This is a genomic window from Bradyrhizobium sp. Rc2d (genome assembly GCF_900099855.1).
Classification (GTDB): Bacteria; Pseudomonadota; Alphaproteobacteria; order Rhizobiales; family Xanthobacteraceae; genus Bradyrhizobium.
Genome location: NZ_FNCU01000024.1, coordinates 22447 through 42236 on the forward strand (window position 1 = coordinate 22447; position 19790 = coordinate 42236).

Sequence of the window (19790 nt, forward strand, 5' to 3'; positions counted from 1 at the left end):
AGCATCATGCCGGTGCCTTATGCGGATCTCGGGCTCCAGTACCAGTCGATCAAGGACGAGATCGACGGTGCGATCGCCGCGGTCATTCGCGACAGCGCGTTCATCCGTGGACCATATGTCGATGCCTTCGAACGCGAGTTCGCGGCGGCGGCAAGCGTCAAGCACTGCGTATCCTGTGCTAACGGCACCGACGCGCTCTACCTTGCGATGACCGCGCTCAAGGTAAGGGCGGGCGACGAGGTCATCACTACCGCGCATTCTTGGATATCGACCTCTGCTATGGTCACGCATGCGGGCGCTCAGGTCGTGTTCTGCGACACTGACCGTGAGACCTTTACGATCGATCCCGCCGCAATTGAGGCCGCAATTACTCCGCGCACCGTCGGCATCATCCCCGTGCATCTCTATGGGCAGCCGGCCGACATGGATGCGATCATGGCTATCGCGAAGAGGTACGGATTGTGGGTGATTGAAGACTGCGCCCAGGCGCATTTGGCGCGGTACAAAGGACAGATGGTCGGGACGTTCGGAACGGCCGCGAGCTATTCGTTCTATCCCGGCAAGAATCTTGGTGCGATGGGCGATGCGGGCGCCGTCGTAACCAATGACTCGGTCCTTGCCGAGCGCATAACCATGCTAGCACGTCACGGTGGACTCGTGAAGCATCAGCATAGTGTAGAGGGCATCAACAGCAGGTTGGATGGGCTGCAGGCAGCGATTCTTTCAGTCAAGCTCCGCCATCTCTCGAGGTGGACAAAGGCACGCCAAGCGGCTGCACGAATCTATGACACAGGTCTCAATCAGCTCAAGGATCTTGCAGTCCCATATGTCGCGGCCGGAAGAGAGCACGTCTATCACTTGTACACCGTACAGCATCCTCGTCGCGACGAGTTGGCAGCATACCTGAAGTCATACGGCGTGCAGACGGCTGTAAACTACCCGACCGCGTTGCCCTTCCTCGAAGCCTATCAACGTTTTGGTGCGCGGCCCGATCAGTTTCCGAACGCGCACAGTCATCAGAGCCGCATTCTTTCGCTTCCAATGTTTGCCGAAATCACTTCTGGTCAGCAGGCTGCTGTGATCGATCTGATCCATGCATTTAGCCGGTCATAAAACCTCTGATCGCCTAGGCAGAAGCCTGATCGCGTCTGGAGTTGGGCCGTTCGCGTCTCAGGTCTTTGCCATTGCTCTTATTCCACTGCTATTCAGGCTTTACACGCCGGACGATTTCGGCGTTTGGGCGGCTATCCAGGCGGTGGCAATAACAGGGGGATCGCTACTCTCGTTCCGCTTCGATCTTGGCCTAATGCTTGAGCGGAATGTTGAAGCAGCGAGCCATCTTCTCATGGCAAGCATCAGTGTTGTTTGCCTCATGTCTGTCGTCGTTGGCGTCTTTGCCGGCATATCCGTCAGGGCGCTTGCGCAATTCGGCATCGGACCGATGTTTACGGTCCTAGGTTGGGCATGGCTATCGCTGGTGGGATTGGGTGTTGTGCTCCAAGCCTGGTTGATGCGCGACGGTGCTTTTGCACATCTATCGATTGGCCTCTTGCTCAACGCAACCGTAGCCAATCTCGTCCAGCTCGGCGGTGGTCTGAGCGGCAATGGCGTCTGGCTGGTCATAGGCAGTCTCGCCGGACAGGCCGTAGCTACGCTCTTTTATGCTCAAGGCATTCGGCGGTGCGCGGACCGGCCTATCTGCTCGATTGACCGGAAAGAAATGCTGGCGGCATTACTCCGCAACCGACGCTTCGTGCAGTTTTCATTGCCATTTACAGTGATGTCTTTGGTGCGTGAGCGCGTGCCCGTCTTCATTGTCGGCAGTTTCTGTTCCGCGGCTTTGGTCGGCCTGTATAGCCAATCGTGGAGACTGACGCATCTTCCCTCAGCGCTTACTAGCGCTGCTTTGAGGCCGGTCTTCTTTCACCGGGCAGCTACCTACGGTCTTGCCGCGCAAGTTCAAGCTGTCGATCAAATCGTAAGGGGGCTGCTCATAGCAAGCAGCCCCTGGATTGCCCTTCTCGCATTCGGGGGAGACGACCTTTTTGTTATTGTTCTTGGACGTCAGTGGAATGGAGCCGGTTGGTTCGCTGGTATGCTTTCTGTCCCTGCTGCTTTCTTCATGACAACCAACTGGATGGATCGGTTGCTCGATGTAATTGGCCGCCAAGACCTCAATCTAAAACTCGAGGCTGTCGCCGGTATTAGTTCCGTCGGAGGCCTTTGCCTCGTACTTGCGGCGGGACATTCGCTGGCCGAGGCTATCGCGATGCAAGCCACAATGCTGACGTTGAGCTATCTCGCCTTCCTCGCGGTCTGCTATCAGGCGGCGGGCTGGCCGCGATTAGGCTTAGCAGCGGCCATTTCCGCTGCAAGCATACTGGGGGCAATCATCTATCTTACGTTAAGTGTTCTAGGCAGCTTTCTTGACAGGATACAATTGCTTGGGATGGGCGCGACCGCAGCAGGTCTCATGACCGCTACCGTCCTGTGGAAGGCAAGGAGAGCGATATGAACATCACGATTGTCAATTACGGAGTCGGAAATCCGGGTGCTCTTGTCAATATGTTCGAATTCATTGGTTACGAAGCTTGGATAACTGACCAGCCTCAGGCCATTCTTCAGGCGAGCCACCTGGTACTGCCGGGGGTTGGCGCATTCGATGCCGCGATGCAAATGCTGAGGGAATCGCGCCTCATTCACACGCTAGAGAAAGCTGCTTTCGGGCTGAAAGTACCATTCTTGGGAGTATGTCTCGGAATGCAGCTACTTGGCCGCCGAAGTGAGGAGGGAACTTCCTCCGGGCTTGGTTGGATTCCAGCTGATGCCGTAAGGATGTGTCCCGATCCCACGCTTAAGCTCAAGGTGCCGTTCATGGGCTGGGCCGATGTCGAAGCTACGCCACGGGCTAAGCTATTCAATAAAGGCGATGAGAACCGATACTACTTCTCTCACAGCTATCGGATGCAATGTGACGACCACGACGATGTGGCTGCTACATATGAGTTCGATGGGCCGGTGGCTTGCGCGGTGCAGCGCGAGAATATTTACGGCGTTCAATTTCATCCCGAAAAAAGCCATCGGTTCGGCATGCGGCTACTAAGGAACTTTGTCGAGAGAACCTCGAAATGAGACCGCGAGTCATTCCTGTTCTGCTGCTTGATAGTAGATGCCGTCTGGTAAAAACCCGCGGCTTCCGAGACGAGGTTTACGTAGGCGATCCATTCAACGTCGTTCGGATCTTTAATGAAAAAGAAGTGGACGAGATCTGCGTACTCGACATCGATGCCACGGTCGACGGTCGGCAGCCTGACGTTGGCTTCATTAGGGAGTTGGCTAGCGAATGCTTCATGCCACTGAGCTATGGTGGTGGAGTCAGGTCAGTGGCGGACGCAACGCCCATATTTGCAGCCGGCGTAGAGAAAGTTGTGCTCGGTCGCGCCGGTAGTGATGATTGCATCATACGGGGTATTGCTGACAGTTTCGGATCTCAAGCCGTGACAGTTTGTATTGACTACAGGCGCGTGAATACGGACCTGCGGGTCGTAACGGATCGCGGCCGCAAGGTTACAGATTCCGATCCTGTCACACGGGCAAGAAGGGCGGAGGCTGCCGGCGCAGGCGAGATCTTACTGCAAAGTTTAGACCGCGATGGTACACGCGCTGGTTATGATCTGGACATGATCTCTGAAGTTGCGCAGGCAATCGAGGTCCCATTGGTAGCACTTGGTGGAGCAGGGAATGTGCGACATTTGGCGGAAGGCCTCGCTGCGGGCGCCAGTGCGGTGGCATCAGGGAGCAGTTTCGTCTTTCTTGGTCGTCTTCGAGCAGTCCTACTAACCTATCCCGCTGGTCAAGAACTGGAGCGCATGCGCACGAGCGTGCGGGGAGAGGCCTAATGCTGCAGACTAGCCGAAAGTATCAAGTCTGTTCGTTCTGCGTGATGGACAACCGAAATCCCGGCGTAACTTTTGATGAGCGGGGCCAGTGTGTTTGTTGCCAAGAGGCTTTGAAGCGCAAACCATATGAATGGTGGCCCACGAATGACGGGCGGAGGAGACTCAAAGAAAAAGTCGAAAGCATCAAGCGAGAAATGGCAGTTAGACCTTATGACGTGATGATCGGCTTAAGTGGAGGTGTGGACAGCGCTTATCTGGCCCATTTTCTAAAGAGTCAATTCGATCTCCGTATTCTAGCGGTTCACGTGGATGGAGGCTGGAACACTGAGGCTGCAGTCCGCAACATCGAACTGCTCGTCCGGAAACTTGATATTGACCTGTACACACATGTCGTTGAGTGGCAGGAGATGAAGGACCTTCAGCTGGCTTATTTGAAGGCTTCGGTAGTCAATCAGGACGCTCCGCAGGATCATGCCTTTTTTTCTACATTGTACCGCCTATCAAAGAGGTTCGGTCAAAGGTACTTCTTTAGTGGTGTTAATTTTAGTGGCGAGAGCGTCCATGTTCCGGGAGCCGGTTACCCCGCAATGGATGCACGTAACCTGCGCGCCATCCATCGCGCGCACGGCGTAGGTTCGCTTCCGACTTTCCCCACGCTCGGGCCGATCCAATATCTTTGGATGTCGCGAATTCGCAAAAGCATCGAAATATTCAAACCACTCAACTACCTTCCTTATGACAAAGAAGATGCAAAGCGCGAGCTAGTTGCAACGTACGGTTTTGTCGACTACGGAGCAAAACACCAAGAAAGTCGATTTACTAAGTTTTATCAGGAGATTTACCTGCCGGCGCGCTACGGCTTCGACAAACGACGGCTACACTGCTCGGCACTCATAGTCGCCGGACAAATGGCGCGCGCTCGAGCTCTTGAGGAACTTGAGCAACCCTTAACAACCCCGGAGCAGGCCGCCCGCGACAAGCGGTTCGTTGCCAAAAAGCTCGGAATATCAGTGGCGGATCTAGATCGCTTTATTGGGCTGCCCCCAGTCGCTCACGAGGATTACGCCAACAGCCAAGCTCTTTACCGAGCAAACGGCCTGTTGCGCAAAATTCTGAAGGTGCGCTCATGATAGTATCAGCCACTTACGTTCTTGCCGCGCTATCAATGTATAGCGCAGCTCTCTATCTAGTTTATCGCCTGAGGTTGCATCTCACTACGAGCTCGTTTTTGCTCGCGTTCTTGCTGCTGGTCCATGGACCAGCGTATCTCGTCTATATGCTTTTTCGGGGAGGCGGATCGATTATTTACGAGCGTATTGCTCACGAGGCAAACTTTGAATCGGTAGTTGTCTCGCTGAATGTGTCGATCGCATTGATGTTTCTTTGTATTATCATCGGCATTGAAGCTGTGGATCGCTTAATGCCGGCAGGAGCCAAGCAGCTTTGTCTCGGTCTGAGCGCTTGGAAAGACCAGCGCCTTGAATCAGGAAGGCGCCGGCCCTGGCTGCTTCTGACGGTCATTACGTTGACAGCGGCGTTCATGGCGATTGTCTCTCTCAAAGAGCATCATTTATCCGTCATCAAAGGCTATCTAGCCGTCGCCGGTGACGAGCTTGAAAAGATTGCTTACAGGCAACAATTTGGAGGCAGCCAAAGCTACTCTTATCGAGTCCTTCTCGCTTCGATCGCTCCCATGTTAATTGTGTGGGGTGGGTTTTCGGCTTGGATCCAGAGGTGGTGGCCACTCCTTATCGCGACTGTGGTGCTGGTCGCGCTAACACTCGTCGGCAAGCTCGAGACGCTCAGCAAAGCGCCGGCCGCGCTCTTCATAATTCAGCTTCTTCTAGTGGCGTACCTAGCTCGCCGGAACGATGTCACATGGAGAGTTGGATTTGCAGGTCTTGTCATTGTCAGCCTCGTGTTCTATCCGATCATTCGCGTGGCAGTCCCCGAGACTCAGGGCTTGGACGCTTTTGGCTTTCTTTACTATCGAATATTCGATAACTCGAACGAGGCGGTGTTGGAGTTCTTTGCAACATTTCCCCACCGCATGCCGCACAGCTGGGGAGCAAATATCCGGCCTCTCGCGTTTCTTTTGGGGATGGAATATGCGCCTTCATACTTTGAGGTCCTAAGGCTTTGGCATGGCGCCGGCGGATCAAGCGTGACCGGCATGTTTATTGCTGATGCTTGGGTAGATTTCTCGTATGTCGGGGTGATTTTGTTCAGCAGCTTGGCTGGAGCAATCTGTAGGGCTATTGACATAGTCTTTTTGGCGCGAGGCAAGACCGTCGTTTCTCTTGCAGTCCTCGGGAGTGCGTTCATCGGAGCTTACAATTTGACGATCTCCGCGCTTCCGGCAGCCTTTCTCTCAGGCGGCCTGGTGACCGCGCCTTTGATAGCGGTCGCGATCCTGAAGTTGCAGCACCTCCTGGAGGGGCGTTCGCAGGTCGCAAGTGTCGCGCCGCGACGCATGGCAAAAGGGGAATTGGGCTAGCTCAATCTTAAAGCGGTTCAGCAAATGAATCTGGATTACTGGGCTCAGCGTATCCTGAAGCGTGCAACATGCGAGCTCGATCGTGGAGCTCGGCTGACCGGTAAAGCGCGCGTACGCAACATTGCGGGCGACAGTTCGCTCATTACCATAGGCCGAGGCAGCATAATCCAGGGCGAGCTTCTCACATTCGCGCATGGGGGAAGGATACGGCTCGGACAATGGTGTTACGTCGGCGAGCACTCCCGCATTTGGTCCGCGGCGGAAATTGCCATAGGCGACAGAGTGCTGATCGCGCATTCGGTTAACATATTCGACAATCTTACCCATCCCATTCATGCAGCGGCCCGTCACAGCCAATTCAAGATGATCGCGCAAACGGGCCATCCACGTGAGCTCAACCTTGGCGAGAAGCCGGTCAGAATTGAGGATGATGTCTGGGTTGGGGCGGGATCCTTCGTTCTGCGGGGTGTAACGATAGGACGGGGTGCGATCGTGGGGGCGGGAGCCGTCGTTACAAGCGACGTCCCTGCTTACTGTATCGCGGCTGGCAACCCGGCTGCCATCGTGCGGGAGCTCTCGGCGGATGAACGCTGACGGGAGTTGAAGAATGCGGTTATTCCAGAATATCGGGCTCGGTCCGGCGTACTCGAACGTATTTCGTCGGTTTGTATCTCCGCGGTCGTTTGAAGAAGGTATTAGGCTCTTTCTAGAGCATCGCTATGGAGCCCCGCACATTCTCGAGCCCATTGAAACGCAGCAGTCGAACGCATTTTGCGCCTTGGGAGACGAGCCGCGCCTGCAATCATTGTGGGCCTCGGAACAAGGGCTAGCGACTCGAGATCTTGAGCAAATATTGCTCGCGCAGATCGAGCACCACAGGGCGGAAGTCTTCTATAATCTCGATCCGATGCGTTACGGCAGCGCGTTTGTCCAAAGGCTGCCGGGCTGTGTGAAAAGGACCGTCTGTTGGCGTGCTGCCCCATCCGGTAATGCCGACCTGAGCCAGTACGATCTCGTCGTCTGCAACTTCCCGACGATATTAGCCGACTGGCGGAACAAGGGCTGCCGCGCCGAATATTTCTATCCTGCGGTGGACCGTGTGATGGGAGAGTATGGCTGTCGCGATCGTCCCATCGACGTGCTGTTTTTCGGCAGCTATTCCCGTCACCATAAGGCGCGTGCTAAGGTTTTGGAAGAAGTTGCCCAGTTGTCAAGTGAACGGAAGATTATCTACTGTCTGGATGCATCTCGTTCGACCCGGCTCGCAGAAGCTTTTCCGGCGGGACTTATCAGATATCTCGACAAATACCGTCGGCCACCGGCGATCGTTGCCGTTGCTCGCGCCCCGGTCTGGGGCAGGCAGGCTTACGAACTCCTGGGGCAAGCGAAAATCGTGCTCAACGGAGCCATTGATATGGCGGGAAACGACAGAGGAAATATGCGCTGCTTTGAGGCAATGGGATGTGGTGCGTTGCTACTGTCGGATGAAGGCCAATACCCGGATGGGATGCAGGACGACACTACGATCGTAACATATCGGACACCGGAGGAGGCCAGAACTTTGGCTCATACCTACATCTCCGACGGAGAAACGCGCTCGAAAATCGCGGAGCGCGGCCGAGAAGCTGTAAACAGGCTGTACAACAAATCAATGCAGTGGCAGCGATTCAACGAACTCCTATCAAATATGTGAACCAATGCATCTTCATCCTCTGGTTTACCGAATTAAGCGCGCCGTAGATGCAGCGGCCACTCCGCTCTATCGGCTACGGGGCTCCCGGCCTTGGACGGTCGGTTATCACACGACGAAGCAACGCGCGATCGAAGTCGCACTCGAGACTGGTGCGGTGAGCGTGGGTAAAGAGCTTCCGCCGCTCTTCGGAATGGCTCTGGACGAGCGGGTCGTTGAATATGCCTGGGTGTTTGGTCACCTTCGCCGGGCAGGGACGGTCGGCCGGCTGCTCGACGCTGGCTCGATCTTTAATCACGACTATCTTCTCAATCGAGCGCCCCTGAAGGGAAGCGACCTCACAATCATGACCCTCGCGCCCGAGAAGCATTGTTTCTGGCACGATGGGATTTCTTACGTCTTTGGCGACCTGCGTGACAGCTATTTCAAGGACGGAGCCTTTGACACGATCGTCTGCATTTCCACGATTGAGCATGTGGGGCTCGACAACACGTTGCTCTACACGGCGGACCGCGAGCGCGACGAACGCGATGAAAGGGGTTTTATCGCCGCGGCGCGGGAGTTCCGCCGCATCATCAAACCGGGAGGAGTGTGCTACATTTCGTTTCCGTATGGAGAGCGGCGCAATCTGGGGTGGTATCAGGTTTTTGATGGTGCGATGGTAGAGCAGATCGTCGAGGCGTATGCGCCGAGCGCGCACAGCATTGAATATTTCGGTTATTCGGCCAAAGGCTGGCGTCGAGCTTTGGCTGCTGAAGTCGCACATGCCGTTCCGTTCGACGTGCATAGCGGAACCGGAAAAGGTGATGACCGTGCAGCGTCTTCGAGGGCAATTGCTTGCCTGCGCCTTGTGGCGTAGAGCCAACGTTGATCTTCTGAACCCGAGAATGCCATGAGCGTCGATCAAAAGTTTTCATCTTGGGAGGAGGCCGTGCTGTGGCTGCGGGACCAGCCCGATCGCCGGCAGCTGGTCCTTGACGCTTATTATGACGACCCTCTGCTCGAGGCGGCCGAACGTTATCGTTCGAGCGAGGAGTGGCGACACATTTCCTCGTATTTGAAGGGCCGAGGCGGAACCGCGCTGGAAGTCGGGGCCGGACGGGGTATTGCCAGTTATGCCCTCGCACGGGAGGGATTCGGCGTCGTTGCATTGGAGCCCGATCCAGGTCGCGTCGTCGGCGCAGGAGCCATACGCGATCTGGCTTGTCGAAGCGGGCTTTCTATCGAAGTCGTCGAGGAATTCTCGGAGCGCCTGCCGTTTGATGATGCCTCTTTCGATGTGGTTTTTGCCCGAGCGGTACTGCATCACACCCGGGATCTGAATGTGGCCTGCAAGGAGATGCATCGGGTTCTCAAGCCGGGAGGAGTTTTCGTTGCCGTACGGGAGCACGTCATCAGCCGGGAATCCGATCTCGACACTTTCTTGAGGCAGCATCCGCTGCATCATCTCTACGGAGGCGAGCATGCCTTCTTGTTAAGTCGCTACGTCGACGCTCTAAGCGGAGCCGGCTTTTGCGATACGACCATTCTCACGCCGCTCCGGAGCCCGATCAATCTCTTCCCATATACGGCCGACGCGTTTCGCGAAGCAATCGTCGAAAGGCTCTCTCGAGTGCTTCCGCTCCGGTCGGTATGGCAAACGATCCTGAGATCCGATCGGCTTTTTCGTATGATGCTGTCGGTTGCAGAACGTTTTGATCATCGGCCGGGACGCCTCTATTCGTTCATCGCGCAGAAGGCGGCGGTATGACTATTTGGGTCACCGGCGCGAATGGCTTTATTGGACGGTATCTCGCCAGATCACTCGCTGATGCCGGCCATGCCGTATCTGGCGTAGGCCATGGTGCGATTGGGGAGCCCGACAAGCAAAACCTCGGTATGCGCCATTGGCTCAATGGCGAGATCGAAGCTGCAAATCTTCATGCATTGGCTGCGCGGACCGGTATGCCAACGGTAGTATTTCATTTGGCCGGCGGATCCTCGGTGGGATTGTCTATCATCCAGCCATACGAAGACTTTTCGCGCACGGTGGCGACGACCGCGCGCCTGTTGGATTGGCTGCGAACCACCGCACCGGGATGCCGGCTCGTGGTCGTTTCTAGTGCGGCAGTCTACGGCGCCGCATACGAGGGCCCCATTTCGGAAAGTGCCGCGACGCAGCCGGTATCTCCGTATGGAGAGCACAAGCTGATGATCGAGAACCTTTGCCGCAGCTACGCGACTACGTTTGGGTTGCGCAGCACGATCGTGCGGCTGTTTTCTGTCTACGGAGCGAACTTGCGCAAGCAGCTCCTATGGGACCTTTGCGTGCGCCTGCGTGACGGTGCGCGTTCGTTGACTCTTGGAGGAACGGGCAGAGAGAGGCGCGATTGGACCGAAGTACGTGATGTGGCGCGGCTGCTGGCGTATGTTGGCAGCAACTCTCCCGTGCAGCCAGTTGACATCCTGAACGGCGGATCGGGCGTTGCGACCACTGTTGCAGATATCGCGCAAACCGTTGCGGACAGTTGGGATGAGGGAATTTCGGTCGCCTTTTCAGGCTCGGTCCGGACTGGTGACCCCTTCAGCCTGGTCGCTGATCCTGCACGATTGAACGCTCTGCCCTTCGAGTGGAATATTCCGTACGATGCCGGCGTTGCCGAGTACGTGGCTTGGTTCAAGGAGCAATTCCGTTGAGCCGGGCGTCCCTGAGAGTTGCATTCACGTTCATTCCGCGCCGTCTCCATGCCGGCGGATTCAACTACCTCCGGAACCTGCTTACTTCGCTGGATAGATTTCGTCCCGGGGAATTGGAGCCCGTGATGTTTGCGGGGTTGTCCGATGACAACGATGAACTGGCGAGCTTTGCGGCAATCCCGGGCGTCAGGGTTGTGAAGGACAGGGCTTTCGAACGCAATCATTCGGGCGTGCCGAACGCCCTCCTTGCAGGGATCGATTTCGCCGCCGTGGCCGCCTTCCGATCGGCGAACGTTGACGTCGTGTTTGAGCACGCGCGCTTCTTTGGCTGGCGGCTTCCACTCCCCGCTGTGGCCTGGTTTCCGGACCTGCAGCACAGGAGTCTTCCTCATCTCTTTTCGAGAGCGGCATGGTGGCGTCGCGAGATTGGTTTCCGCGCGCAACTCGCGTCGGGACGCTCCGTCGTCCTAAGCAGCCAAAGCGCCCTCGACGACTGTCGGCGCTTCTATCCGCGTGCTAGAAACCAGATGTCGGTTGTCAGATTCGCCAGCCGCCCGACGGATGATCTTCTCGCGGCGAACCCGCACGAGGTCATCCGTCTCTACGATCTGCCCGAGCAATACTTCTATTTGCCCAATCAGTTCTGGCGACACAAGAATCATCAGTTGGTTCTCGATGCACTGGCACTTTTGGCGAACCGGGGGATAAAGGCCGTCGTGGCGGTATCAGGTGGTCCCGACGAGCCACCCGAGTATTTCAAAGCGATCATGCGGGAAGTTGAGGAACGCGGGCTCAAGGAGAATTTCCGATACCTCGGGATGCTTCCTCTTGAACATGTTTATGCGCTGCTCCGGTCTTGCACGGCCCTCATGAATCCCTCGCGCTTCGAAGGCTGGAGCACGACGGTGGAAGAAGCGAAATCGTTCGAAGTGCCCATGATCGTTTCGGATCTGGCGGTACACCGCGAGCAGACGGGTGGCGCGGCGCTCTACTTCAACGTTGAAGATGCCGCGGCTCTTGCCGGGTATCTTGCAGAAACCGTCTCCAGGGATGAGCCGCTCCGTGTGAGGCAGTTGGGATCTTCCGTCGAAACCCGAGTTGCCAAGTTCGCAGAAGATTTTACGGATGCCATCAAGCGCGCAGCTGCGAAGGATTCTGCGCCTTCCCGAGCCGTCGAGTAGGCGCGCCGACCATCCTGTCGGCGCCTTTACGGCCCGTGTGCTTGTGCTTCGGTTAAGCCCGCCTGACGCTGCTCACGACGCGACGATAGCGAGCAAGCGCGACTTCCTCGGAGTATTTTCGGGCAACTTCGGCTGCACGAAGGCCCTTGTCTGTTGTCGACTGGCGGTCTCTGGCGGCCTCGCGGATCGTGCGGGCAAGCTCTGCCGGGCTTTCCGGCGGAACGACCCATCCGATTGTCTCTTCATTGAGCACGAGAGCTCCCTCCGAGTTTGGTTCGGAGGCCATAATCACGGGCCGGCCCACAGCGAGGATGTTGTAGAGGCGGCTAGGTATCGAAGCGCCGGCCACATTGCGGCGATAGGGAATGATCCAGAGATCAGCGGCGGACAGGAATTCGACGAGTTCATTCTCGGCGACCGGGCTCAGAATGGTAACGTTCTCGAGTCTGTCCTTCGCGAACAGATCGTTCAGGTCCTTCCAACCCACGCCCCATCCGGACAGGATGAAGTGGATATTTTCGTCGTCGCGCAGCAATCTTGCCGCCTCAAATACGGTCGCAGGATCGTGTGTGAAGCCGAGATTGCCGGATAAGCCGACGATGAGGCGCGACGCATGAGGCGCGCGAAATTGGTTGGCGGGATCAATCTGGCGATATCCGATTGGAATCAGCGCCCAATTGGGGATGTAGTGGATCTTGCCGGCATCGACACCTCGATACTTCTGGATAAGGGGAGGGACGTCCCGTCCAATGACGATGATGGCATCCAGGCGCCTGAACAACTGAGTATTTGCGGCGTGAATTAGCCGGGCCGGAAAAGACTTGGACTGCACGATGCCGGCCGCTTCAAGAACCTCGGGATAGAGGTCGTAGATGAGGAGCACGGTGGCAGCTTTCTTCAGCTTGGCTGCCAGGAGAACGGTATAGGGCAGAGTGAAGGGGGTCGTAACGCAGAGCACGATATCTTTCGGACCTGCGCGCTTGAGAACGGAGAAGAACATCCGCGCCGCAAGCAGGCAGATCGCCACGGAGCGCTGCACGAGAGCGGTGCCACTCGGATTCCAGGTCCCTATCTCGACGACAGCTGGTTTGCCCGGAGGGTTTACGCCGCCTGAACCGGGTGTTGCCGAGATGACGACCGCCTGATGGTCGACGGCTAGTGTGTCGGCAATCCTTCCGACATAAACTGCCGTTGTGCTCGTATCCGGCGGATAGAATTGTGCTGCGATGACCAGCTTCGCGGGCTTTTCCATGTGTCGATTGATCTTCGCCGTTCAATTTCGGGACGCTAAGGGCGCGTCGGCTCGTTGCTCCGTCAAGGACGCCGCATAGGCGCGACCAATTCCATCTTCGAGCGATGTCTGCGCGCGCCAGCCGAGGTTCGCGAGGCGGCTCACGTCCAGCAGCTTGCGCGGCGTCCCATCGGGCCGGGAGGCGTCGAACTTGATCTCGCCGTGATAGCCGACCACCCCGGCGACGACGCGCGCGAATTTGCCGATGGTGATATCCTCGCCGGTGACGATGTTGATCAGCGCCGCGCTCGAATAGGTCTTCATCAGGTGCATGCAGGCATCGGCCATGTCGTCGACGTAGAGGAACTCCCGACGGGGCGTGCCGGTGCCCCAGACGATGACGCTTTTCGCGCCGGAGACCTTCGCCTCGTGAAAGCGGCGGATCAGGGCAGCGACGACGTGGCTGAATTGGGAATGATAGTTGTCCCTTGGACCGTATAGATTGGTCGGCATCACGCTGATGAAGTCGCATCCATACTGGCTGCGATAGACCTCCGCCATCTTGATGCCGGCGATCTTGGCAATCGCGTAGGGCTCGTTGGTCGGCTCCAGTGGGCCGCTGAGCACCGAATCCTCGCGCAAGGGCTGCTCGGCGAGCTTCGGATAGATGCAGGACGAGCCCAGAAACATCAGCTTCTTCACGACGTTCAGATGCGCCGCATGTATCACATTGGCTGCGATCGCGATGTTGTCGTAGCTGAACTCGGCGCGTAGCGTATCGTTGGCAACGATGCCGCCGACCTTGGCGGCAGCAAGAAATACGACTCGAGGCCGCATCTTCGCGAACCAGCCGAACACGGCAGCCTGGTTGCAGAGATCGACCTCGCGACGATCGGCCGTGACGAGCTTCACGTCTTCCCGGGCCAGGCGGCGCACCAGCGCGCTGCCGACCATGCCGCGATGGCCGGCGACGTGGACGGTCTCGCCTGCCAGCTTAAACGGTACGTTTACCACCAGCCATGTCCCGCTTTGCCTCCGCCAGATCGCTCGCCACCATCTCCTCGACGAGCTGCGCAAACGTCCGCTTCGGTGTCCAGCCGAGCGCCGCGCGTGCTTTGCTGGCATCACCGACTAGCAGGTCGACCTCGGTGGGGCGGAAATAGGTCGGGTCCACGCGCACCACGGTCTTGCCGCTCTTGGCATCGACGCCGGTCTCGTCAATCCCGGAGCCACGCCATTCGACACGGCGGCCGACCTGCGAGAACGCCAACTCCACCATCTCCCGCACCGAACGCGTCTCCCCGGTGGCGAGCACGAAATCGTCGGGCTTCTCCGCCTGGAGAATCTTGTGCATGCCCTCGATATAGTCGCGAGCATGGCCCCAGTCGCGCTTGGCCGACAGATTGCCGAGATAAAGAATCTGTTCGAGCCCGACCTCGATGCGAGCCACGCCGCGCGTGATCTTTCGGGTGACGAAAGTCTCGCCGCGGATCGGGCTCTCGTGATTGAAAAGGATGCCGTTGCTCGCGAACATGCCGTAGGCCTCGCGATAATTCACCGTGATCCAGTAACCATAGAGTTTCGCCACACCATAGGGCGAGCGCGGATAGAATGGCGTGGTCTCCTTTTGCGGGATCTCCTGGACGAGACCGTAAAGCTCGGAGGTCGAGGCCTGATAGAACCGCGTTTCCTTCTCCATGCCGAGAATGCGAATCGCCTCCAACAAACGGAGCACGCCGATCGCGTCGGCATTGGCAGTGTATTCTGGGCTCTCGAAACTGACGGCGACGTGGCTCTGGGCGGCGAGATTGTAGATCTCGGTCGGCCGGATCTGCTGGACCAGGCGGATCAGATTGGTCGAATCCGTCATGTCGCCGTAGTGCATCTGGAACGGCACGTCGCCGACATGCGGGTCCTGATAGAGATGATCGACGCGCACGGTGTTGAACGAGGACGAGCGGCGCTTGATGCCGTGCACGACATAGCCGAGCGACAGCAGGTACTCGGCAAGGTAGGCGCCATCCTGGCCGGTTACGCCCGTGATGAGAGCAATGCGTCTTCCACGATCATTACTAACGGTATTCATCTGGCTCCGAACACGTTGGACCGCCGAGGGCAGGTTGCGAAACTCAAGCTGGATAGCCCAGCAGTTGGAAAAAATCCACTGGACCGAAGCGTGTGGCGTCACGATCAGGAGGAAAAGCGGCTACGATCACGTGGGCGCTGGTTCCCCAACGCCGATCGGACAGCCTCTGCTTTTTCCCGTTGCCGGACAGTTCTTTGGCGGATGTCTCGGAAATCGCTCCGGAACGGCATAGCCGGTTAAGCCAGCGGACTCAACTGCCTTCAAATCCCCTTCTCGCCAAGCACGGGGCGGGGCGAACATTCAGGAAGTGCGTTCGATCGGCGCACATGCCGGATTGCCGATCCACCTCGGCGAGCCGAGGAGGAGCCCCCCGGGCGCAGGCCGGCACCGCTCGCACCCCGTGAAAGTGCCGGTTATCGATACGAGATGGGTATCGCTGATGCCATCTAGGATTTCCATTTTTTGAGACCTCGGGTTTGGACAGCATCAATCCTGTGCCCGACAGATAACTTAAAATTGTGCTGCTTCCCACCAGGCAGTAATATCGGGAAGACCGTCGATTGCGGCAATAGCGAGTTTCTGTGCAGAAAGCCTTGAATCGTTCTCGATCCATTGGGCCGCTGTTCGTCGTTCCGGCGATTTACGTCTTTTTCGAAAGTGTCAAGACGGTCTCGCTGAAGGGCTCTTTTGGAGAGTTCGTCGATCCGGACGCTGCATATTACATCGCTTGCGTCAATCTGCTGGCGGGCAACAACCTCCATTTCGTGCTGCACCCCGGAATTGGCATCATATATTTCGGCGCAGCTGTTCTCGCAATCGCCAAAGCCGCCCTCTATCCGGGGTGGCTGGGCGCACAAGCGCTACTGCATTTCGATGAGCTCGCTCAAATCATCCGGCTGTCCTTGGTTCTCGCGGTAGCTGCCGCCACGATCGGTGCAGGATTGATCGTCCTGCGCGGGACAAGGGATCGCGGTTCCGGGATTGCCCTCCAGCTCGGACTTTTTGCAACGGCCGCCGCATTGACATATGGCGGCCGCATAATGCCAGAGTCGCTTCTGATCGCGATCGCCATCGTGCTCGTTGCGGTGACTTATTCGGCGGTCCGCGGCGAATTCACTCGCCGTCGCTTTGATGTTGCTGCCGGCGTGCTCGTGGGCATCGGCTTGTCGACGAAGGTCTTGTTCGCACCCTTTCTGCTCCTCTATCCGATAGCTGCCGGACTCCGTTCCCGGGCGCAGACGACCTATTGGATCTGTGTGTTGCTGAGTCTGACGTTGCTGGTTTGGCCGCTCCACTCCGAACTCGCGGTCTTCGGTACCTATATGAAGGACATCGTGAGGCACAGAGGGCCGTACGGCTCCGGTCTTCCCGGCTTCCTGGATTTCGACGCCGCCGCTGTCGCTTTGACCAATCTTGCCCGGGATTATGGCATCCAGATATCGGCGGCATTCATCTCATTTGTCGTCGCGTTCACCTTCCGCCGGTCCGACCAGGGAGCTTTCCGAATCTTGCTCGCCGTGACCGTCGTTCTGTGCGGTTCAATCGCGATGATCGCGAAGCAGTATACCGCATACTATCTTGTTCCCGGGCTGGCCATGGTGCCCTTCATGGTGGCCTTGGCCTTCACCCGTGCTCCCATCTCTTCGAAATTTGGATTCGTCGCCTGGCGGTTCTGCGCAGCCGTCCTCATCCTGGGCTGTGTTGCCGGTCCCGCGAAGCAGGCCTGGGGGTGGTATAAAGGAGCGCTGTCGCAGAACGCGGACGAAAGACGGGTGGTTTCGGGACTGGCCAAATTGCAGGCGGCTTGCTTTCTTGCGCCGTCTTACAGCGTCGGCATGTATAACTATCCGATCGTGTTCGGGTTTCTGTACGGAGCTCGGCTGGACGATCAGGTTGCCTTTTTTGATGCCGCGCTCAAGGAAGCATTTGGCGGAATGTTCCCAAATTACGAATATTTCGAGCAGAAGGTCTTCAGGCCGGGTGCGATGGTTGATTTCAACGAATTCGTAGGACCTGACGCGTGCGCGGCAGTTGTCAGCAGCTATCCTTTGAATCGAGATTCCGCCGTGTTCAGGGAACGCGCCACGGATCTATGCAAAGTCGGCCGGCTCAACATATTGTTGATCCGGCGCACTTGCGAGGAGGTAGACCTCCCCAAAAGCGAGGTGCAGACGCAGGTGCAGGGGCAATGAACACAGCGCAGAAAATTGCGATCGCTCGCAAGATTTACAAGCTCGTGCGATCGATGCGATCGGCGTTGGGGCTGAAAGATACGGTCGTTGTCTCGCGGAACGGCATTGTCTACGAGCTGGATTTGTCCGAAGGAATTGACTTGGCGATCTACCTTAACGATTATTTCGAAAGAAATACGCGTCGAGCGCTAGACCGGCTCGTGGTTCCTTCGAGTGTGGTTCTGGACATTGGCGCAAACATTGGGGCGCACACTCTCCATCTCGCAAAGCTCGTTGGCCCCGAAGGACGCGTTCTGGCATTCGAGCCGACGGACTTTGCGTATGGCAAATTGAGCCGGAACATTGAGCTCAATCCGACGCTCGCGCCCAGAATCAAGGCGTCGCAGTCGTTCGTGACCTGCGACACAGGAAGTAGCGTTCCGGAGGAGATCTACTCAAGCTGGCCCCTCGAATCTGGTGACCAACTGCACGCGAGGCACCTGGGACGCAAAATGACCGCCTCGCACGCAAATGCCGTGAGCGTGGATGGCTTGCACAGCGAGATTGGCGATCGCGTCGTAAATCTCATAAAGCTCGATGTTGATGGGTTCGAATGCGACGTGCTTCGTGGCGCGCGCGAGACCTTGAGGGGGCCGCGACCAGTCTTTGTAATGGAGCTTGCCCCCCACGTCTTGAACGAACGTGGCTCTTCGTTGGACGAGCTGGTGTCCTTTTTCGTGCCGAATGGCTACCTATTTCACGATGAGCGATCTTTTGAGGTGCTCCCATCCACGGCTGAGGGATTGAGTCGGATGATTCCGACGAATGGAAGCATCAATGTTGTTGCGCGACCGAACTAACCGAGCATTGACAAGCACCGGATCATGATGCGGCAATCGGACAGAAGCTCCACTCAGCATGGGCTGCTTTCGAATCGGAAACGGGAGCTGCTCCAGCACGTCGAAAGCACAGCTGATGACCAGGAGGACTGGCGGAAGCTAAATTCCGCTTACTACGAAAGCGACCGTAGCTTCGTGCAGTTCCTGATTCCGTCGGGCAAGAGAGTTCTGGAAGTAGGGTGCGGCCGGGGCGATCTTCTGAGTGCGCTGGAGCCGTCTCATGGTGTCGGGATCGATTTCAGTCCGACCATGATCGCCAAAGCGAAAGAGCGTCATCCACATCTCATTTTTTTTTGCGAGGACGTCGAGCAACCCGGCGCTTTTGAGAAGCTCGAGGGGACGTTCGACTACATACTGATCGCGGATACGATCGGGATGCTGGAGGATATAGACGGTACGATGCGTGCGCTGCATCGCGTGTGCTTGCCGTCCACCCGTCTCGTGATTGCTTACTACTCGCCGCTGTGGGAGCCGATTCTGAAGCTTGGGGAGCTTTTCAGGCTCAAGAGTCGTCAACCGGACATCAATTATCTCTCCGGCGCCGACTTCATCAACATGATGGATCTTGCAGATTTCGAGGTCCTGAAGCTCGAGCGGAAACAATTGCTGCCCCGCAGTTTGCTCGGGTTCGGCACCTTTGTTAACCGGTTTATCGCGCCGCTTCCCTTTATTCGTGCCCTCTGCCTTCGCACTTACGTCGTTGGGCGGCCGATCAGGCGAGACTCGGATCGATCCTTATCGGCAAGTGTCGTAATCCCTTGCCGGAACGAGAAGGGGAATGTCGAGAATGCCGTTTGCAGAATGCCGAAATTCGGCCTCCATCAGGAACTGATCTTCGTAGAGGGCAACTCGACGGATGGCACCTATGAGGAGTGCCTGAGAGTGCGAGATGCTTACAAGGATCAGTGGGACATCAAGGTCTTCAAGCAGGACGGGAAGGGCAAGGGCGACGCGGTACGAAAGGGATTCGCGGCCGCCAGTTGCGATGTCCTCATGATTCTGGACGCCGACCTGACCATGCCTCCAGAGGATCTGCCAAAATACTACTTCGCCATCGAGAGCGGAAAGGCCGAGTTCGTGAACGGGACGCGCCTTGTTTATCCAATGGAAGACGAAGCGATGCGTCCGCTCAACTTGTTGGCAAATCGCTTGTTCGCGTGGTTGTTCACGTTCCTGGTCAATACCCGTCTAACCGACACCCTGTGTGGTACAAAGGCATTGCTGCGCAGCGATTATGAAGAGCTGGCCCGGAATAGATCTTATTTCGGAGAGTTCGACCCGTTCGGAGATTTCGACCTCATCTTCGGTGCAGCGAAGCACAATCTGAAGATCATCGAGGTGCCGATCAAGTATAGGGCGCGTACTCTTGGTGAGACCCAGATATCGCGTTTCGGAGACGGCTGGCTGTTGTTCAAAATGGTATGGTTCGCCTATCGCAAACTGAAGGCTATTTGAGTCCT

At 57.1% G+C, this 19790-nt stretch carries 18 protein-coding genes; 15 read left to right on the plus strand and 3 right to left on the minus strand.

The window, feature by feature from the left end:
- Positions 1-6: 6 nt before the first annotated feature.
- The 12 genes from BLV07_RS26520 to BLV07_RS26575 all read left to right on the plus strand — a co-directional run bounded on the left by BLV07_RS26520 (position 7) and on the right by BLV07_RS26575 (position 11943).
- Positions 7-1113, plus strand: a complete 1107-nt coding sequence (locus BLV07_RS26520; RefSeq protein WP_091891787.1) for a DegT/DnrJ/EryC1/StrS family aminotransferase — start codon at positions 7-9, stop codon at positions 1111-1113.
- Complete coding sequence (locus BLV07_RS26525) at positions 1094-2515, plus strand: oligosaccharide flippase family protein (RefSeq protein ID WP_091891792.1); 1422 nt, start codon at positions 1094-1096, stop codon at positions 2513-2515. Before BLV07_RS26520 ends, BLV07_RS26525 begins: the two co-directional genes overlap by 20 nt.
- Positions 2512-3132, plus strand: coding sequence for an imidazole glycerol phosphate synthase subunit HisH (hisH, locus tag BLV07_RS26530; protein WP_091892010.1), 621 nt, complete (start codon positions 2512-2514; stop codon positions 3130-3132). The genes BLV07_RS26525 and hisH overlap by 4 nt, the downstream gene beginning before the upstream one ends.
- A complete protein-coding gene (locus BLV07_RS26535) occupies positions 3129-3899 on the plus strand; it encodes a HisA/HisF-related TIM barrel protein (RefSeq protein WP_091891796.1) in 771 nt (256 codons plus the stop codon). The genes hisH and BLV07_RS26535 overlap by 4 nt, the downstream gene beginning before the upstream one ends.
- Positions 3899-5029, plus strand: coding sequence for an N-acetyl sugar amidotransferase (locus tag BLV07_RS26540; RefSeq protein ID WP_091891799.1), 1131 nt, complete (start codon positions 3899-3901; stop codon positions 5027-5029). Before BLV07_RS26535 ends, BLV07_RS26540 begins: the two co-directional genes overlap by 1 nt.
- Positions 5030-5127: 98 nt before the next feature.
- The gene (locus tag BLV07_RS26545) at positions 5128-6396 is read left to right on the plus strand and encodes an oligosaccharide repeat unit polymerase (RefSeq protein ID WP_176945767.1); all 1269 of its coding nucleotides are present in this window, start codon (positions 5128-5130) and stop codon (positions 6394-6396) included.
- A gap of 24 nt (positions 6397-6420) precedes the next feature.
- The gene (locus BLV07_RS49775) at positions 6421-6990 is read left to right on the plus strand and encodes an acyltransferase (RefSeq protein ID WP_091891805.1); all 570 of its coding nucleotides are present in this window, start codon (positions 6421-6423) and stop codon (positions 6988-6990) included.
- Positions 6991-7003: 13 nt separating this feature from the next.
- Positions 7004-8089, plus strand: coding sequence for a glycosyltransferase family protein (locus BLV07_RS26555; protein WP_091891808.1), 1086 nt, complete (start codon positions 7004-7006; stop codon positions 8087-8089).
- Between the two features lie 4 nt (positions 8090-8093).
- Positions 8094-8945 carry a methyltransferase domain-containing protein gene (locus tag BLV07_RS26560; protein WP_091891811.1) on the plus strand — a complete coding sequence of 284 codons (852 nt, stop codon included), beginning with the start codon at positions 8094-8096 and terminating at the stop codon, positions 8943-8945.
- 33 nt (positions 8946-8978) lie between these two features.
- Positions 8979-9836 carry a class I SAM-dependent methyltransferase gene (locus BLV07_RS26565; protein ID WP_091891814.1) on the plus strand — a complete coding sequence of 286 codons (858 nt, stop codon included), beginning with the start codon at positions 8979-8981 and terminating at the stop codon, positions 9834-9836.
- The gene (locus BLV07_RS26570) at positions 9833-10762 is read left to right on the plus strand and encodes an NAD-dependent epimerase/dehydratase family protein (protein ID WP_091891817.1); all 930 of its coding nucleotides are present in this window, start codon (positions 9833-9835) and stop codon (positions 10760-10762) included. Before BLV07_RS26565 ends, BLV07_RS26570 begins: the two co-directional genes overlap by 4 nt.
- 125 nt (positions 10763-10887) lie before the next feature.
- Positions 10888-11943 carry a glycosyltransferase gene (locus tag BLV07_RS26575; protein ID WP_244551222.1) on the plus strand — a complete coding sequence of 352 codons (1056 nt, stop codon included), beginning with the start codon at positions 10888-10890 and terminating at the stop codon, positions 11941-11943.
- A gap of 52 nt (positions 11944-11995) precedes the next feature.
- On the opposite strand, the gene BLV07_RS26580 is transcribed toward BLV07_RS26575, so the two are convergent.
- Genes BLV07_RS26580 through gmd form a run of 3 tightly spaced genes read right to left on the minus strand, consistent with a single transcriptional unit; the run spans position 11996 to position 15260 of the window.
- Positions 11996-13195, minus strand: coding sequence for a glycosyltransferase family 4 protein (locus tag BLV07_RS26580; protein ID WP_091891820.1), 1200 nt, complete (start codon positions 13193-13195; stop codon positions 11996-11998).
- A 21-nt stretch (positions 13196-13216) separates the two neighbouring features.
- Entirely contained in the window at positions 13217-14188 is a 972-nt protein-coding gene (locus tag BLV07_RS26585; protein WP_091891823.1) for a GDP-L-fucose synthase family protein, read from the minus strand.
- Complete coding sequence (gmd, locus tag BLV07_RS26590) at positions 14169-15260, minus strand: GDP-mannose 4,6-dehydratase (RefSeq protein WP_091891826.1); 1092 nt, start codon at positions 15258-15260, stop codon at positions 14169-14171. Before gmd ends, BLV07_RS26585 begins: the two co-directional genes overlap by 20 nt.
- A 581-nt stretch (positions 15261-15841) precedes the next feature.
- Here gmd and BLV07_RS26595 point away from each other — a divergent pair.
- Genes BLV07_RS26595 through BLV07_RS26605 form a run of 3 tightly spaced genes read left to right on the plus strand, consistent with a single transcriptional unit; the run spans position 15842 to position 19785 of the window.
- Positions 15842-17452, plus strand: a complete 1611-nt coding sequence (locus BLV07_RS26595; RefSeq protein WP_143035498.1) for a hypothetical protein — start codon at positions 15842-15844, stop codon at positions 17450-17452.
- Complete coding sequence (locus tag BLV07_RS26600) at positions 17449-18291, plus strand: FkbM family methyltransferase (protein ID WP_091891832.1); 843 nt, start codon at positions 17449-17451, stop codon at positions 18289-18291. Before BLV07_RS26595 ends, BLV07_RS26600 begins: the two co-directional genes overlap by 4 nt.
- Positions 18292-18315: 24 nt before the next feature.
- Positions 18316-19785 (plus strand): glycosyltransferase, encoded by a 1470-nt coding sequence (locus BLV07_RS26605; RefSeq protein WP_244551223.1) that lies wholly within the window; start codon positions 18316-18318, stop codon positions 19783-19785.
- Positions 19786-19790 lie beyond the last annotated feature (5 nt).

Bases quoted from the DNA above. Each gene is read 5' to 3' on its own strand.
- BLV07_RS26600 (WP_091891832.1), top strand. From the start codon at position 17,449: ATGAACACAGCGCAGAAAATTGCGATCGCTCGCAAGATTTACAAGCTC.
- hisH (WP_091892010.1), top strand. From the start codon at position 2,512: ATGAACATCACGATTGTCAATTACGGAGTCGGAAATCCGGGTGCTCTT.
- BLV07_RS26535 (WP_091891796.1), top strand. From the start codon at position 3,129: ATGAGACCGCGAGTCATTCCTGTTCTGCTGCTTGATAGTAGATGCCGT.
- BLV07_RS26560 (WP_091891811.1), top strand. From the start codon at position 8,094: ATGCATCTTCATCCTCTGGTTTACCGAATTAAGCGCGCCGTAGATGCA.
- BLV07_RS26565 (WP_091891814.1), top strand. From the start codon at position 8,979: ATGAGCGTCGATCAAAAGTTTTCATCTTGGGAGGAGGCCGTGCTGTGG.
- BLV07_RS26575 (WP_244551222.1), top strand. From the start codon at position 10,888: ATGTTTGCGGGGTTGTCCGATGACAACGATGAACTGGCGAGCTTTGCG.
- BLV07_RS26555 (WP_091891808.1), top strand. From the start codon at position 7,004: ATGCGGTTATTCCAGAATATCGGGCTCGGTCCGGCGTACTCGAACGTA.
- gmd (WP_091891826.1), bottom strand. From the start codon at position 15,260: ATGAATACCGTTAGTAATGATCGTGGAAGACGCATTGCTCTCATCACG.
- BLV07_RS49775 (WP_091891805.1), top strand. From the start codon at position 6,421: ATGAATCTGGATTACTGGGCTCAGCGTATCCTGAAGCGTGCAACATGC.
- BLV07_RS26525 (WP_091891792.1), top strand. From the start codon at position 1,094: ATGCATTTAGCCGGTCATAAAACCTCTGATCGCCTAGGCAGAAGCCTG.
- BLV07_RS26540 (WP_091891799.1), top strand. From the start codon at position 3,899: ATGCTGCAGACTAGCCGAAAGTATCAAGTCTGTTCGTTCTGCGTGATG.
- BLV07_RS26570 (WP_091891817.1), top strand. From the start codon at position 9,833: ATGACTATTTGGGTCACCGGCGCGAATGGCTTTATTGGACGGTATCTC.
- BLV07_RS26580 (WP_091891820.1), bottom strand. From the start codon at position 13,195: ATGGAAAAGCCCGCGAAGCTGGTCATCGCAGCACAATTCTATCCGCCG.
- BLV07_RS26520 (WP_091891787.1), top strand. From the start codon at position 7: ATGCCGGTGCCTTATGCGGATCTCGGGCTCCAGTACCAGTCGATCAAG.
- BLV07_RS26605 (WP_244551223.1), top strand. From the start codon at position 18,316: ATGATGCGGCAATCGGACAGAAGCTCCACTCAGCATGGGCTGCTTTCG.